This window comes from Pseudoduganella sp. UC29_71, from assembly GCF_042693265.1.
Classification (GTDB): domain Bacteria; phylum Pseudomonadota; class Gammaproteobacteria; order Burkholderiales; family Burkholderiaceae_D; genus Rugamonas.
The window spans coordinates 634,614-648,502 of the sequence record NZ_CP170549.1 but is presented as its reverse complement, the minus strand read 5'-3'; the positions used below and the strand labels follow the sequence as shown (position 1 = coordinate 648,502).

The 13,889-nt window shown below is 64.9% G+C and carries 15 protein-coding genes; 7 read left to right on the top strand and 8 right to left on the bottom strand.

The window, feature by feature from the left end; translation table 11 throughout:
* The first annotated feature begins 16 nt into the window (after positions 1-16).
* Positions 17-1,246, top strand: a complete 1,230-nt coding sequence (locus ACFJI2_RS02850; RefSeq protein WP_377703667.1) for a CaiB/BaiF CoA transferase family protein — start codon at positions 17-19, stop codon at positions 1,244-1,246.
* 66 nt (positions 1,247-1,312) lie between these two features.
* Here the strand turns inward: ACFJI2_RS02850 and ACFJI2_RS02845 are convergent, their stop codons facing one another.
* A complete protein-coding gene (locus ACFJI2_RS02845; RefSeq protein WP_107878055.1) occupies positions 1,313-1,639 on the bottom strand; it encodes a hypothetical protein in 327 nt (108 codons plus the stop codon).
* A 172-nt stretch (positions 1,640-1,811) separates the two neighbouring features.
* Between ACFJI2_RS02845 and ACFJI2_RS02840 the strand changes: the two genes are divergently transcribed.
* Positions 1,812-2,546, top strand: coding sequence for a hypothetical protein (locus tag ACFJI2_RS02840; protein WP_377703666.1), 735 nt, complete (start codon positions 1,812-1,814; stop codon positions 2,544-2,546).
* Positions 2,547-2,564: 18 nt separating this feature from the next.
* On the opposite strand, the gene ACFJI2_RS02835 is transcribed toward ACFJI2_RS02840, so the two are convergent.
* Entirely contained in the window at positions 2,565-3,812 is a 1,248-nt protein-coding gene (locus tag ACFJI2_RS02835) for an MFS transporter (RefSeq protein WP_107878058.1), read from the bottom strand.
* Between the two features lie 67 nt (positions 3,813-3,879).
* Here ACFJI2_RS02835 and ACFJI2_RS02830 point away from each other — a divergent pair, with 67 nt between their 5' ends.
* Positions 3,880-4,785, top strand: coding sequence for a LysR substrate-binding domain-containing protein (locus tag ACFJI2_RS02830; RefSeq protein ID WP_377703665.1), 906 nt, complete (start codon positions 3,880-3,882; stop codon positions 4,783-4,785).
* A 14-nt stretch (positions 4,786-4,799) separates the two neighbouring features.
* Here ACFJI2_RS02830 and ACFJI2_RS02825 read toward each other — a convergent pair whose 3' ends face one another.
* From ACFJI2_RS02825 to ACFJI2_RS02810, 4 genes are read right to left on the bottom strand one after another with little or no spacing between them, the layout of a single operon-like run.
* A complete protein-coding gene (locus tag ACFJI2_RS02825; RefSeq protein WP_377703663.1) occupies positions 4,800-5,672 on the bottom strand; it encodes a hypothetical protein in 873 nt (290 codons plus the stop codon).
* Positions 5,672-6,460 (bottom strand): hypothetical protein, encoded by a 789-nt coding sequence (locus ACFJI2_RS02820; RefSeq protein ID WP_107981608.1) that lies wholly within the window; start codon positions 6,458-6,460, stop codon positions 5,672-5,674. The genes ACFJI2_RS02825 and ACFJI2_RS02820 overlap by 1 nt, the downstream gene beginning before the upstream one ends.
* Positions 6,460-6,975, bottom strand: a complete 516-nt coding sequence (locus ACFJI2_RS02815) for a hypothetical protein (protein ID WP_107878068.1) — start codon at positions 6,973-6,975, stop codon at positions 6,460-6,462. The genes ACFJI2_RS02820 and ACFJI2_RS02815 overlap by 1 nt, the downstream gene beginning before the upstream one ends.
* Before the next feature lie 18 nt (positions 6,976-6,993).
* Positions 6,994-7,287, bottom strand: a complete 294-nt coding sequence (locus ACFJI2_RS02810; protein ID WP_056403275.1) for a DnaJ domain-containing protein — start codon at positions 7,285-7,287, stop codon at positions 6,994-6,996.
* 143 nt (positions 7,288-7,430) lie between these two features.
* On the opposite strand from ACFJI2_RS02810, the gene ACFJI2_RS02805 reads away from it, so the two are divergent.
* The 4 genes from ACFJI2_RS02805 (at position 7,431) to ACFJI2_RS02790 (ending at position 13,043) form a co-directional block, all read left to right on the top strand.
* Entirely contained in the window at positions 7,431-9,203 is a 1,773-nt protein-coding gene (locus ACFJI2_RS02805; RefSeq protein ID WP_377703662.1) for a glutamine--tRNA ligase/YqeY domain fusion protein, read from the top strand.
* A gap of 158 nt (positions 9,204-9,361) precedes the next feature.
* Positions 9,362-11,170: a CHASE domain-containing protein gene (locus tag ACFJI2_RS02800; protein WP_377703661.1), complete on the top strand. Its 1,809-nt coding sequence runs from the start codon at positions 9,362-9,364 to the stop codon at positions 11,168-11,170.
* Positions 11,171-11,304: 134 nt separating this feature from the next.
* Positions 11,305-11,949, top strand: coding sequence for a glycine-rich domain-containing protein (locus tag ACFJI2_RS02795; protein WP_377703660.1), 645 nt, complete (start codon positions 11,305-11,307; stop codon positions 11,947-11,949).
* Positions 11,950-12,188: 239 nt separating this feature from the next.
* Positions 12,189-13,043, top strand: coding sequence for a glycine-rich domain-containing protein-like (locus ACFJI2_RS02790; protein ID WP_377703659.1), 855 nt, complete (start codon positions 12,189-12,191; stop codon positions 13,041-13,043).
* 73 nt (positions 13,044-13,116) lie between these two features.
* Here ACFJI2_RS02790 and ACFJI2_RS02785 read toward each other — a convergent pair whose 3' ends face one another.
* Complete coding sequence (locus ACFJI2_RS02785) at positions 13,117-13,284, bottom strand: hypothetical protein (protein ID WP_229202410.1); 168 nt, start codon at positions 13,282-13,284, stop codon at positions 13,117-13,119.
* A gap of 325 nt (positions 13,285-13,609) precedes the next feature.
* On the bottom strand, positions 13,610-13,870 hold the full coding sequence (locus tag ACFJI2_RS02780) for a hypothetical protein (protein WP_107878077.1): 261 nt from the start codon (positions 13,868-13,870) through the stop codon (positions 13,610-13,612).
* Between the last annotated feature and the right edge of the window lie 19 nt (positions 13,871-13,889).

The following is a 13,889-nucleotide window of genomic DNA, read 5'->3' as shown; positions in this document are numbered from 1 at the left end:
GCCACGAGGTGAAGTGATGACTGTGACCAAGGCCCTGGGCCACATCCGCGTACTGGACCTGAGCCGCGTGCTGGCCGGCCCCTGGTGCTCGCAGAACCTGGCCGACCTGGGCGCGGACGTGATCAAGATCGAACGCCCCGGCAGCGGCGACGACACGCGCGCCTGGGGGCCGCCCTACGCGCGCGACGCGGACGGGCGCGACACCACCGAAGCGGCCTACTACCTGGCCGCCAACCGCGGCAAGCGCTCGGTGACGGTGGACATCGCCAGCGCCGAGGGCCAGCAGCTGATCCGCGAGCTGGCGGCGCAATCGGACGTGGTGCTGGAAAACTACAAGGTGGGCCAGCTGAAGCGCTACGGCCTGGATTACGCATCGCTGAAGGCAGTCAAGCCGGACCTGGTGTACTGCTCGGTGACCGGTTTCGGCCAGGACGGCCCCTACGCGCACCGCGCCGGCTACGATTTCCTGATCCAGGGCATGGGCGGGCTGATGTCGGTGACCGGCGAGCGCGACGACCTGCCCGGCGGCGGCCCGCAGAAAGCCGGCGTGGCGCTGGTGGACCTGATGACCGGCATGTACGCCACCATCGCCATCCAGGCCGCGCTGATGCACCGCGACCGCACTGGCGAAGGCCAGTACATCGACATGGCGCTGCTGGACGTGCAGGTGGCCATGCTGGCCAATATGGGCAGCAACTACCTGAACAGCGGCAAGGCGCCCAAGCGCTGGGGCAATGCGCATCCGAACATCGTGCCCTACCAGACCTTCGCCTGCAGCGACGGCTACATCATCGTCGCCACCGGCAACGACGGGCAGTACCAGAAGTTCGTCGAAGCGGGCGGACGCGCCGACCTGGCCTTCCACGAGCGCTACGCCACCAATCCGCTGCGCGTGCAGAACCGCGACGAGCTGGTGCCGATATTGGCCGGGATGGTGAAAACGAAAACGCGCGCGGAATGGATCGCGCAGCTGGAAGCGGTGGGCGTGCCGTGCGGCCCGATCAACGACATCGGCGACGTCTACCAAAACCCGCAAGTGCAGGCGCGCGGCCTGGTGACGGAAGCGCCGCATCCGACGGCGGGCAAGGTGAAGCTGGTGCGCAGCCCGATGCGGCTGTCCGCCACGCCCACCGACGGCGGCAGCGCCCCGCCGCTGCTGGGCCAGCACACCGACGAAGTGCTGCACGGCCTGCTGGGCCGCAGCCCCGAAGAAATCGGCGCCCTCAAGTCCAAAGGCATCCTGTAAAGCCCTCCCCGCCGTAGGGCGGATTAGCTGGCGCCCCGCGCCAGCGTAACCCGCCGCAGCGCCGCCTCAGCGCAAATCGTGCTTCAGCTCCGCCAGCTCGTCATGCACATGCTGGACCGCGCTGCGCATCTGCGCCGTCAGCGTCGGCATGTTGCGGCAGACCCGCTGGGCGCGGTCGCCCAGCACTTCCAATTCATCGACCATCTTGCGCAACCGCGTCACATCGTACGGTTCCAGCACCTGCTGGGCCGAATCGGCGTGCCGGTCCAGCTTGTGAATACAATCGCGCAGCTCGCCGGGCAGGTTGCGCTCCGCCGAACACGCCTGCGCCGCCTCGCCGATGGCGCGCCCGACCCGGTTGATTCTTTGCCGTATCTCATACTCTTGCAGCATGGTCTCCTCCTTGCGGTGAGCAGGCACGGCGTGCCTGTCCGCTTTGGACAGCAATCTCAGCCTGAAGTTGCCTGTGCAAGGTTGAGCAGGCTCAAGGCGCCGCCCCCGGCGAAGGTGTAAGCACTTGTTACAAACTTGGCAAGCCCGGCCGTCCCCGCGTTACATTGGAACAATGACAAGATTACCCCGCAACAAGTCCGGCTTGCTGCTGACTGTGGCGCTGCATGTGGCGCTGCTGGGAGCGCTGCTCCAGCGCCATCCGGCGCCGCCGACGCCCGCCGGCGGCGGCCCCGCCATCCAGTGGCTGCTGCCGCTCGCGCCGGCGCGCACCGCCAAGGCCACGTCCGCAGCGCCGCCTGCCGCGCTAGCAGCGCTAGCCGCAAGTGCCGCAAGCGCGGCGCGCAGGCCAGCCGCCAAGCCCCAGCCGACGCAGCCGCGCCGCGCGGCCGGCCAGCCGGAAGCCGGCGCGCTGCCCGAGCCGATCGCTGCCTCTGCAGCGGCCGCGCAGGAGCAGGATGCCGTCCGCGCCGCCCCGTCCGCCGGCGACTTGTCGGCCACGCCGGCCGCGCCCGCGCCCGCTTCCCCGGCCCCGGCGGGCGCCGCAGCGCTGCTGGGCCGCACCACGTACGGCGCAGGTCAGCTGGACAGGGAATTGCGGGGAGGGAAACTGGCCAAGCTGAACCAGGAAGATGCGGCCCTGCGCGCCAACGTGGACATGGCCTTCCGCGAGGCGGTGGCGCGCAAATGGTATGAGCCGGCCACGATCACGGAGATTTCCACGCCGTCCGACCGCGTGCGCGTGTACAAGATGAAGACGCTGGCCGGCACCGTCTGCATCTCGATCCCCGACCCCAGCCTGGAAAAGAGAACCCGCTACACCATCACCAACTGCGCGCGCGAAAAGTAGCGCGGGCTGGAGGCCAACTCAGGCGGCGGCCAGGCGGACCGGTTCGACCGGCGCGATAGGCGTCAGGTTGCGCAGGCGCAGGGCAATCAGCAAGGCACCGGCCAAAGCGCTGCCGAGCACGGCGACCACGCCGATCCAGCCGGCATACCCCCAGGCCAGGCCCGCCACCCAGCCGATCACGGCCGAACCGAGGTAATAGAAGAACAGGTACAGCGCGGAAGCCAGCGCCGAGGCCGACAGCGCGCGCCGGCCCACCCAGCTGCTGGTGACCGAGTGCGACGCGAAGAAGCAGAAGGTGAACAGCGCCATGCCGCCGAAGATCAGCACCAGGTTGCCGCTCAGGGTCAGCAGCACGCCGCCCAGCATGGCCGAAAGCAGCAGCCACAGCACGCGGCGGCGGCCCAGCCTGTCGGCCAGGCGGCCGGCCCACACCGAGCTGTAGATGCCCAGCAGGTAAAGGAAGGAAATCGATCCCACCACGCTCTGGCGCAGCGCGAACGGCTCGCCCAGCAGGCGGAAGCCGATGAAGTTGTAGGCGCTGACCATGCAGCCCATCAGCAGGAAGCCCATGCCGAACAGCCACGGCATGCCGTCGTCCGTGAACTGGCGGCGCAGGCCGTTGCCCAGCTCGCTCAAGCCGCCCTCGGCCGGCCGGAAATGCTTCGAACGCGGCAGGCTGCGGTAGAACTCGGCCGCCGCCAGCAGGCCGGCCACACCCATGGCCGCCATGGCCACGCGCCAGGAGAAGAAATCGCTCATGAAGGACACCAGGATGCGCCCGGCCATGCCGCCGAACGCGTTGCCGCTGATCAGCAAGCCCATCGACAAGCCCAGCGAGCCAGGCTCCACTTCCTCGCTCAGGTAGGTCATGGCCACGGCCGGCATGCCGCCCAGCGCGAAGCCGAGCAGCGCGCGCATGACGAGGAACTGGCCGTAGTTCTGCGCCACCGCGCACAGCACCGTCATCAGCGCGGCGATGGTGAGCGCGGCGCCCATCAGCGGCTTGCGCCCGATGCGGTCGGACAGCAGGCTAGACAGCAGCAGCGACACCGCCAGCGCCGCCGTCGATACCGACAGCGCCAGGCTGCTCTGCGCCGCCGTGAGCGCGAACTCGCGGCCCAGCAGCGGCATCAGCGGCTGCACGCTGTACAGCAGCGCGAAGCAGGAAAAGCCGCTGAAAAACAGCGCGCGGTTGGTGCGTTTGAACGTGGGGGAGCCTGCTGCGATGCCCATGATGACGGCCTGGCTGGTGAATGATGGCTTCATCTTAGGATTGCGCAGTATTACTGTCCAATATATATTTAAGGCGTTAGTAATACTTTAAACAGATAACATGGAACTGCGCCACCTGCGTTACTTCATCGCCGTTGCCGAAGAATTAAGCTTTACGCGCGCGGCCGAACGGCTGCACATCGGCCAGCCGCCGCTGAGCCAGCAGATCCAGGCGCTGGAGGCCGAGGTCGGCGCGCAGTTGCTCGAGCGCAGCAAGCGCTGGGTGCGCCTGACCGAGGCCGGCAAGCTGTTCCTGGACGATGCGCGGCGCGTGCTGGCGCTGTCGGAGCAGGCCAAGCTGACGGCGCGCCGCGCCCAGCGCGGCGAGGCGGGCGAACTGCGCATCGGCTTCACTTTCTCCACGCCGTTTACACCGCTGTTTGCCACCGTCATCAACCGCTACCGCGCGCGCTACCCGGACGTGCTGCTGACCCTGCGCGAACTGGCCACCCTGCCCCAGATCGCCATGCTGGAAAACCGCGAGCTGGACCTGGGCTTCGTGCGCCCGCCCGAGGCCGCCATTCCGGACGCGGTCAGCCTGACCGTGCTGCGCCACGATCCGCTGATCGCCGTGCTGCCGGTGGGGTCGCCGCTGGCGCAAAAAGAGAAAGTGGCGATCCGCGACCTGCAGGGCCAACCCTTCATCATGTACCCAAAGACGGCCGGCACCGGCATCTATCCGCAAATTTTCAGGCTGTGCAAGGAGGCCGGCTTTACGCCGGACATTGTGATGGAGGCGGGCGAAGCGTCCACCATGATTGGACTGGTGGCGGCCGGCTGCGGCATCACCGTGCTGCCCGGCTCGTTCGACAGCATCCACATGGAAGGCGCGTGCTACCGCCCGCTGGCCGACCCGGACGCCAACACCGTGCTGTCGCTGGCGCAGCGCAAGGACGCGCACGGCGCGCTGGTCGAAGGCTTCATTGCGCTGGCGCGCGCCGCTGCCGGGGAGGCAGGGCCGCGCTAGCGCCTCCTACGGGCTCAGCCGTAGTCGGCTTCCAGCTCGGAACCGGCGTAGTTCTCCAGCTCGGCGAACAGGGTCTTCATGGCCGTGCGGCCGGGAATGTGCTGCAGCACCGTGCAGCTGTTGCGGTACACGGCGATGCGCTCCAGCAGCACCGCGTGGTGCTGCACCGGCACCTTGGCCACCAGCGCGGCCCAGCCTGCTTCAAAGTCCGGCTTGGCCTTGCGCACCGCTTTCACGAAGCGCTCGAACTCCTTCTGACCGGTGCGCGCCACGATGCGGCCGCCGCCTTCCACCGCGAAGATGATGGCCAGCGCGATCACCCCTTCGGCGTTCAGGTCGGTGTCCGAGATCGGTCCGTTGTCGTGGTGGCGGCGCAGCCAGCCCGCCAGCCGCACGATGGCCTGCACTTCCTTGCGCTGCTTGAGCAGCACCTGGTAGCGCTCGTGCCCGTTCCAGTTCTGGTTCGGGTCGGCCAGGCAGATATCGACAAACAAGTCGCGCAAGCGCCTTTGGGCATACACCGGGTCCTGGTCGTATTCGCCCACCAGCGAGTCTTCCGGCATGGCCGCCAGGTCCTTGATCAGGCGGAAACCGGCCTGGAAGGCCGCCTCGGCGCCGTTATCGACCAGGAAATCCAGCGCGGCCTCGTCGCTGTCCACCGTCAGCACCTGCTCCAGCCCCAGCGACACGCCTCCCACCGCCAGCTGCAGCGCGCGCGCGATGCCGTCGGCGGTGCGGTCGTTGGTGAACTTCTCGGCCACCATGGCGGTGATGCCGGTCAGCTCGTCGGCCAGGATGACGGCCGCGTCCGGGCGCTCGTCGCCCGGCAGCAGCTTGATGGCGCGCACCAGGCGCGGCAGGCTTTCCTTGACTAAAGCCGGCAGCATCAGGAGAAGATCCCCGTGCCGATGGAACGGCGGGTGCTGGCCGCCTTCGGCGCGCTGCGGGTGCTCGGCACTTGCTTGCGCAGGCGGTACAGCAATTCCTTGGTGCTGCGCTGCAGGAACTTCGGCTCCTCGTCCGGGTCGTCGCTGAACTCGGCGTCGGCCAGGTCGGCGCTGTGGCGGAAGTCCGGGAACAGCTCGAACAGCGCGCGGTCCCAGCCGTCTTCGCTGGCTTGCGCCAGGGCCACGGCCAGCGGCACGATGTCGTTATCGGCCGACGTCAGGCCGCTCACGTAAGGGCCTTTCGAGATGATCTCGCCGGCCACCTCCAGGATTTCCTTGGGCGCCATCGAGAACAGCACGGCAAAGGCGGTGCAGCCGTGGTCGGTCGCCGAGGCCGCCTGCAGCAGCTCCTCGCGGCGCGCTTCATCCTCGGTCGAGAACACCACGCCGTGGATGTGGGCGAACAGCTGCTCGGCCAGGCGCTCCGGGTCGTCCTCGATCAGGTCGTCCGGGAAGGTGGCGGCGAAGAAGGCCAGGCTGTCGGCCCAGGCCTTGGGCGGCACCAGCAGGGTCGCCAGCGACATCTTGCCGCCGTCGAAGCCGGCCAGGTGCAGCGCCGTCACTTGCGGCGGGATGGTGTTGAGCACTTCGGCCACGGCGTAGTCGCCGAACTGGTCGGCCGCTTCGGCGAACGCCTGTTCGGCGTGGCCCAGCGAGCCGGCCAGCACCAGCTCGGTGACCTGCTTGCTGAGCGCGGGCAGATTGGTTTCAGCAGTGTTTTCTGACATTAGTGTTCTCCTTCCTGGTCGAACATCTGGGCGAAGTCGTCGGTTGCTTCGCCTGCTTCGTCGTAGTCATCTTCATCGTCGCCATCGTCGCCGGCGGAGAGCTGCTCAAGCGAGGTATCGTCGTCGTCCCACAGGCGCGGATGCTTGTGCAGGCAGGCCGTGATGATGGCCTGGCGGCCGATGTCCGGGAAATTCTCTTCAATGGCGGCCAGCATTTTCGCCGCTTCGCCGTCCGGCGCCGACACCAGCGCGAACACGCGCGCCGGGTCGCCCTCTTCATAGTCCTGGGCTTCGGCCAGCACCGCTTTCGGGTTGTCGAACTTGATCACGTCCACCAGCGCGAAGGCCATCATGTTGACGTCCTCGATGCCGCCGCCGCCGGCGTACTCCGACATCAGCGCGTTCAGCATCATCTTGTAGTTCTTGTGGTCGGGCGGGTCGCCCAGGATGCCCTCGATCTGGCCTTCCAGCTCGCGTGACTGGTAGGCGAATTCGGGATGTACTCTTCTGCTCATGTTGTTCTCTTTTCTAAACTACGCTGCCGGCAGGGTCACGCCGTGCAGGCCGAACACGGAACGCCACAGCTGGTAAGCTTCGGCTTCCGGGTCGATGATGATGCGGTGGTTCACGCTCTGGTTGTATTCCTCGCGCTTGACCGGGTCCGACAGGATTTCGTAGGCCTTGGTAATGGCCTTGAAGCGCACTTCCGCGCCGGGGGCGGGGTTGCGGTCCGGGTGGTAGCGCATGGCCAGCGACCGGTAAACCTTCTTGATTTCCTCGTCAGAGGCGTTAGGCGCCACACCCAGCACGTTGTATAAATTTTCCATTTGGGAAACTCCGTAGGGTTGTATGCCGAGCTGTAAAGACGAATTATCCTATAGAAAAGCATTCGCCGTCCCGCCGGCCCGCTGCGGTACGGTAAAATGCCCAGAATCAGCCTTCATTTTTCTGCCTCTTTTCTGCCTCTTACATGAGCAACGACAAAAAAAATTCCGCCCCAGCTGCACCGGCTTTGCCGTCCAACTTCCTGCGCGCCATCATCGAATCCGACCTGGCCTCGGGCGCGCACGCCCGCGAAGGCCTGCCGGGCGTGATCACCCGCTTCCCGCCGGAGCCGAACGGCTACCTGCACGTGGGCCATGCCAAGTCCATCTGCCTGAACTTCGGCCTGGCGCGCGACTACAACGGCCGCTGCCACCTGCGCTTCGACGACACCAATCCGGAAAAAGAAGAACAGGAATACGTCGACACCATCAAGGACAGCGTGCAATGGCTGGGCTTTTCCTGGGACTGGCAGGGTCCGGCCGGCGTGGAGCACCACCTGCACCACGCGTCCGACTATTTCGACCAGCTGTATCTGATGGCCGAGTACCTGATCCAGCAGGGCTACGCCTACGTGGACAGCCAGAGCGCCGAAGACATGGCGGCCAACCGGGGCAATTTCAACACCCCGGGCAAGAATTCGCCGTTCCGCGACCGGCCGCGCGAGGAATCGCTGCAGCTGTTCCGCGACATGAAGGCCGGCAAGTACGCGAATGGCGAGCACATCCTGCGCGCCAAGATCAGCGAGGACGCGATGTCCTCGCCCAACATGAACATGCGCGACCCGGCCATCTACCGCATCCGCCACGAGCACCACGTGCGCACCGGCGACGCCTGGTGCATCTACCCGATGTACGACTACACGCACCCGATCTCGGATGCGCTGGAAAACATCACCCACTCGGTCTGCACGCTGGAGTTCCAGGACCACCGCCCGTTCTACGACTGGCTGCTGGAAACCCTGTCGGCCGGCGGCTTCTTCACGCTGCCGGTGCCCAAGCAGTACGAATTCTCGCGCCTGAACCTGACTTACGTGATCACCTCCAAGCGCAAGCTGCGCCAGCTGGTGGACGAAAAAGTGGTGACCGGCTGGGACGACCCGCGCATGCCCACCATCGTCGGCCTGCGCCGCCGCGGCTACACGCCGGAATCGATCCAGCTGTTCTGCGAGCGCATCGGCGTGACCAAGTCCGACGGCTGGATCGACATGAGCACGCTGGAAGGCTGCCTGCGCGAAGACCTGGACCCGAAAGCGCCGCGCGCCACCGCCGTGCTGCGCCCGCTCAAGCTGATCGTCGAGAACTACCCTGAAGGCCAGAGCGAGCAATGCAGCTCGCCGGTGCACCCGCACCACCCGGAAATGGGCTTGCGCACCTTCCCGTTCACGCGCGAGCTGTGGATCGAGGAAGAGGACTTCATGGAAGCGCCCAGCAAGGGCTACTTCCGCTACTACCCGCCGGTCGGCGACCAGCCCGGTTCGCGCGTGCGCCTGCGCCACGGCTTCGTGACCGAGTGCACCGGCTATGACAAGGACGAGAACGGCAAGGTGACCGCCGTGCGCGTGAAATACTTCGAGGACAGCAAATCCGGCACCCCCGGTTCGGACACCTACAAGGTCAAAGGCAACATCCACTGGGTCTCGGCCGCCACCGCGCTGGAAGCCGAGGTGCGCCTGTACGACCGCCTGTTCACCGACCCGCAGCCGGACGCCGGCGGCAAGGATTTCATGGCCGCGCTGAACCCGAACGCACTGGAAACCGTCACCGCCTACCTGGAGCCGGGCATGAAGGATGCCGCGGCCGACCAGCGCTTCCAGTTCGAGCGCCACGGCTATTTTGTCGCGGACCGGGTCGATTCCCAGCCGGGCAAACCAGTCTTTAACCGCATCGTCACTCTGAAAGACAGCTGGTCTGCAAAATAGATACCAACTGCATACCTATTTAAAAAAATCGCCTTCGGGCGGTTTTTTTTTTTTGGCTTTTCGCGCAACATACCGCCCCCGATGCAAGATAAGATACTTGACGGAATCAATTGCCAATCTATATATTTAATTAACTTTTCACACGGCAACTTGGGGACATGCGCGCTTTGATCGCAAGGAAAAAACTGTTCTCCCCGGCCCAGCCTTTGTGGTGGACAGGCCTGCTCCTGTCGCTAGGCGTGGGGGTTGGCCTGCACGTGTTTACCGCCAATTCGCTGGAAGCCGAGGCGAGCGAGCGCTTCCGCACCCAGGCGCGCAGCAGCCAGTTCAACATCGCCACCGGCATCAAGGCCTACACCGACGTGCTGCGCGGCACGGCCAGCTTCTTCCAGTCGGTGGACAGCATCACGCGCGAGAACTTCCACCGTTATGTGCAGGGCCTGGACCTGCGCCGCAACTTCCCCGCCATCGTCAGCATCAATTTCGCCCAGCACGTGCCGGCCGAGCAGCGCGCCGCCTTCGAACAGTATGTGCGCCGCACGGCCAAGCCCGGCGATGGCTACCCGGAACTGGTGCTCAAGCCCAGCGCCAGCCAGGCTGACGCGGCCATCCTGTCGCTGATGGAGCCGATCGCCGGCCTGGAAGCGAAGTTCGGGGTCGACATCGCGGCCCGCCCGGCGGTGGCCGAATCGCTGGCGGCGTCGCGCGACACGGGCATGCTGAGCGCGTCCGGCCTGCCGATCGGCTTCGACATCCTGCCCAACCGGCAGGCCCTGGCCATGCGCCTGCCGGTGTACCGGCCCGATATGCCCCTCAGCACGGTGATGCAACGGCGCGCCGCCTATGTGGGCTCGGTGGGCATCGGCTTCAGCGTGCACCGGCTGGTGTCCGAGGCGCTGGCGGAAATCCCGGTGCACAACGCGCGCCTGACCTTGCAGGACGTCAGCGAAGGCACGCCCGCCGACGGCGCCCTGCTGTACGACAGCGCCGACACCGACGAGGCCGCCATCGGCAATGAACGCCTGATCACCTGCGTGCTGCCGATCGACTTCAACGGCCGCCAGTGGCAGGCACGCTTCACCGCGCCCATGAGTTCGCTGTACTCACGGGTCGACGTGCTGCTGCCGTGGCTGGCGCTGCTGACCGGCTTCGCCGGCACCATGCTGATCTACGCGCTGTTCTACACGTTGTCGTCGTCGCGCCTGCGCGCCATCCGCATGGCCAAGGCCATGACGCGCGAGCTGCGCGAAAGCCAGGCCAAGCTGCAGCTGTCGCACCACAAGCTGCGCCGCCTGGCCGCGCACGCCGAGCAGATCAAGGAAGAAGAGCGCAAGCGCATCGCGCGCGAAATCCACGACGACCTGGGCCAGAACCTGCTGGCGCTGCGCATCGAGGCGGACGTGCTGACCACGCGCACCAGCCACCGCCATTCGCGCCTGCACGAGCGCGCCCGCTGCACGCTGGCGCAGATCGACAACACCATCAAGAGCGTGCGCCAGATCATCAACGACCTGCGCCCCAACGTGCTGGACCTGGGCCTGAGCGCCGCGGTCGAGTGGCAAATCGGGCAGTTCCGACAGAGAAGCGGCATCGTTTGCGAGCTGATCGAAAACGGTGCCGACATCGACCTGGGCATCGACGACAAGTGCGCGATTGCCTACTTCCGCATCCTTCAAGAATCCCTCAGCAACATCCTGCAACATGCCCACGCCAGCCTGGTGCGGGTGGAACTGCGGCGCCAGGACGGCGTGCTCAGCATGAGCATCAGCGACAACGGCGTCGGCCTGCATGACCGCTCCCGCAACAAGTTCGGCTCCTTCGGCCTGGTGGGCATCGAGGAACGCGTGAGCATCCTCGGCGGCACCTGCACCATCACCGGCGCGCCCAACGCCGGCACTACCATCCTGGTCACCGTACCGGTCAACCATGCCCCGTCCTCCTTCACCCGCCGGCTCGGAACTATCTGACAGTTCGTCTAGGACATGACCGTTGCGAATAGGAATTTCCTCACCAAAGTTTGCGTATTCTCAAATGCAACACCGTGCAGCCAGTCAACAATCGTTCCTGCAACACCCCTTCCACTTTTGAAAGGAACGAACACATGAATTCGAACGACGACTTCAAGGCGATTGCCGACCTGGACCTGGAACCGATCAAGGTCAAGCTGATGCACGAGGAATCCGGCGAGGGCTGGACGCTGGAACGCGCCAACGCCATCGAGTTTGAATACCGCCGCTTCCTGCTCCTGATGAAGAAATTTCCCCACGAGCAGACCGCCCCGCTGGTCGACGTCGACACCTTCTGGCACTACCACATCCTGGACACCATGAAGTACGCGGCAGACTGCGAAGCGGTGTTCGGCTACTTCCTGCACCACTTCCCCTACATCGGCCTGCGCGGCGAGGATGACGAGGCGGCCCACCAGCGCGTCGGCCAGCGCATGAAGGAACTGTACGAAACCACCTTCGGCGAAGAGTATGCGCGCGGCGCGGCCAACCAGGCTGCGTTCTCCGGCGTGGCGAGCGTGGGAACGACGGCCTTCTCGGGCGTCGCCGCCAAGACCGCCTTCTCCGGCGTGGCCGCCAAGACGGCATTTTCCGGCGTGGCGGCGAAAACCGCCTTTTCCGGGGTCGCGGCGCAGTCCGCGTTCTCCGCCGCCGCCAACCGCACCGCGTTCTCCGGCGTAGCCGCCGGCGCGGCCGCCGAGTTCTATACGGAACGTCCCCGCCTTGCTGCAAGTATTTGATTTACTTGCATTTTGCTAGTGATACAGAGGCCGCCATGGCCTCTGCTTCCTTGTATCGCTAATGCCGTGCACGATAGAAAAACATGACTTGCATTCAGCACTAACTTGCATATACTTGGACTCGTTGACCCACATCAACACTCGTTCCCAACTCCGAACGATCAAGCGCTCGCCGCTCCGGCCCAGACACAACGCGTGCCTCTATCCAACTTATGCCTCTCAATAAAGGGATGTCACTCATGATTTCTGCTGAAAGCTTCCAAGCCATTGCCGACCTCGATCTGGAGCCTATCAAAGTCAAGCTGATGCACGAAGAATCCGGCGAAGGCTGGTCGCTGCAAAAAGCCAACGCCGTGGAATTCGAATACCGCCGCTTCCTGTACCTGATGAAGACTTTCCCGCAGGAGCAGACCGCGCCGCTGATGGACGTGGACACCTTCTGGCACTACCACATCCTGGACACGATGAAGTACGCGGTCGACTGCCAGGCCGTGTTCGGCTACTTCCTGCACCACTTCCCCTATATCGGCCTGCGCGGCGAGGACGACGTGGAAGCGCACCACCGCGTCGGCGAGCGCATGAAGGAACTGTATGAAGCCACCTTCGGCGAAGACTACCTGCGGGCCGACACCGCCTACTCGGGCGCCAGCACCGTAGCGTATTCGGGCGCCACGGCAAAAGCGGCGCAAACGGCCTACTCCGGCGCAGCCGCCGGCAAGACCGCCTACTCCGGAGCCAGCGTGGCCTACTCGGGCGCCGCCACCCAGCAAGCCAGAACCGCCTACTCGGGTGCAGCCGTGGCGTACTCGGGCGCTGCCACCCAGCAAGCCAAGACCGCCTACTCGGGTGCAGCCGTCGCCTACTCGGGCGCTGCCACCCAGCAAGCCAAGACCGCCTATTCAGGCGCGGCGGTCGCCTACTCCGGCGCCGCCGTGCAGGCCAAAACCGCCTACTCAGGCGCCACGGCCGGCAAGACTGCCTACTCCGGCGCGCAGGTAGCGTATTCCGGCGCTGCGCAGCAGCCGGCGCAGGCCCAGCAGGCGGCCCAGTCGGCGATGTACACGGTCCGCCCGCGCATTACGCCTGAAGCGTAACACCCGGTCCGCAAACGAAAATGGCCCCCCTCCTGGCGACAGGCGGGGGCCATTGCTTTTCGCGTAAGCCGGATCAGGCAGCCATCATCTCGCGCAGTTCGCGGATGCTGAAATCGCTGATTTCATGCATGCGGATCAGGATGGTGGCGCCGATAGGCAGCGTGTTATGGCGGATCTTGCTGATCACGGGAGGAGCCACCTCGAGCGCGCGCGACAGTGCCGCGTCGTTCTTGAGCTGCAATTTTTCGATAATTGCATCCAGGACTCGGTTCGGGTTGTAAGTTGCCGAAGCAGTAATTTCTTTAAGAGACGTCATCGGATTCGTTCAGGTTCGGGTCGTCTTCTTGGAAAAAAAACGACACATTGACAAAATATTTACCGGAAAAGTACAGGAATGACACTAGCGTACATAGGTCGTTTGCTATGTTTTATAGCATCTGAACCGTATGATACACGTTTTTATTGCCCAAAGGCCAATCCAGCACGAAAAAAGTGAGAATTAGATAGATTTCTTCACCGTATGATGTGCTAGGAAATGTTAAAGGGTTATTCCGGGAAAGACATAGTCAATGTGCAACGCTGTAGCCGGCCGCCAGGAACAGCCATTCCATGGTCAGCAGGGCGCTGAGCTGGGCCAGACTACCGGGGAGAACGAGGGAGAACTGCGGGGAGGGAAAAACGAGGCAGGCGCTACCGTTATCGCATTGCCAACGCCAGCCAAGCTGGCGGCGGATTTCATCCGGCGCCGGCGGCGGCAGCCCCGCCTGGCAACGCTGCAGCATGTAAGCACGTACTTGTTCCTTGCTGGGATGCGGACTGGCTTGCATGGCGTCTCCTGGCAACCTT

What these genes read in the sequence shown, in the direction of transcription:
- ACFJI2_RS02850 (WP_377703667.1), top strand. Translation starts at nt 17, where the DNA reads ATGACTGTGACCAAGGCCCTGGGCCACATCCGCGTACTGGACCTGAGC.
- ACFJI2_RS02845 (WP_107878055.1), bottom strand. Translation starts at nt 1,639, where the DNA reads ATGCTGCAAGAGTATGAGATACGGCAAAGAATCAACCGGGTCGGGCGC.
- ACFJI2_RS02840 (WP_377703666.1), top strand. Translation starts at nt 1,812, where the DNA reads ATGACAAGATTACCCCGCAACAAGTCCGGCTTGCTGCTGACTGTGGCG.
- ACFJI2_RS02835 (WP_107878058.1), bottom strand. Translation starts at nt 3,812, where the DNA reads ATGAAGCCATCATTCACCAGCCAGGCCGTCATCATGGGCATCGCAGCA.
- ACFJI2_RS02830 (WP_377703665.1), top strand. Translation starts at nt 3,880, where the DNA reads ATGGAACTGCGCCACCTGCGTTACTTCATCGCCGTTGCCGAAGAATTA.
- ACFJI2_RS02825 (WP_377703663.1), bottom strand. Translation starts at nt 5,672, where the DNA reads ATGCTGCCGGCTTTAGTCAAGGAAAGCCTGCCGCGCCTGGTGCGCGCC.
- ACFJI2_RS02820 (WP_107981608.1), bottom strand. Translation starts at nt 6,460, where the DNA reads ATGTCAGAAAACACTGCTGAAACCAATCTGCCCGCGCTCAGCAAGCAG.
- ACFJI2_RS02815 (WP_107878068.1), bottom strand. Translation starts at nt 6,975, where the DNA reads ATGAGCAGAAGAGTACATCCCGAATTCGCCTACCAGTCACGCGAGCTG.
- ACFJI2_RS02810 (WP_056403275.1), bottom strand. Translation starts at nt 7,287, where the DNA reads ATGGAAAATTTATACAACGTGCTGGGTGTGGCGCCTAACGCCTCTGAC.
- ACFJI2_RS02805 (WP_377703662.1), top strand. Translation starts at nt 7,431, where the DNA reads ATGAGCAACGACAAAAAAAATTCCGCCCCAGCTGCACCGGCTTTGCCG.
- ACFJI2_RS02800 (WP_377703661.1), top strand. Translation starts at nt 9,362, where the DNA reads ATGCGCGCTTTGATCGCAAGGAAAAAACTGTTCTCCCCGGCCCAGCCT.
- ACFJI2_RS02795 (WP_377703660.1), top strand. Translation starts at nt 11,305, where the DNA reads ATGAATTCGAACGACGACTTCAAGGCGATTGCCGACCTGGACCTGGAA.
- ACFJI2_RS02790 (WP_377703659.1), top strand. Translation starts at nt 12,189, where the DNA reads ATGATTTCTGCTGAAAGCTTCCAAGCCATTGCCGACCTCGATCTGGAG.
- ACFJI2_RS02780 (WP_107878077.1), bottom strand. Translation starts at nt 13,870, where the DNA reads ATGCAAGCCAGTCCGCATCCCAGCAAGGAACAAGTACGTGCTTACATG.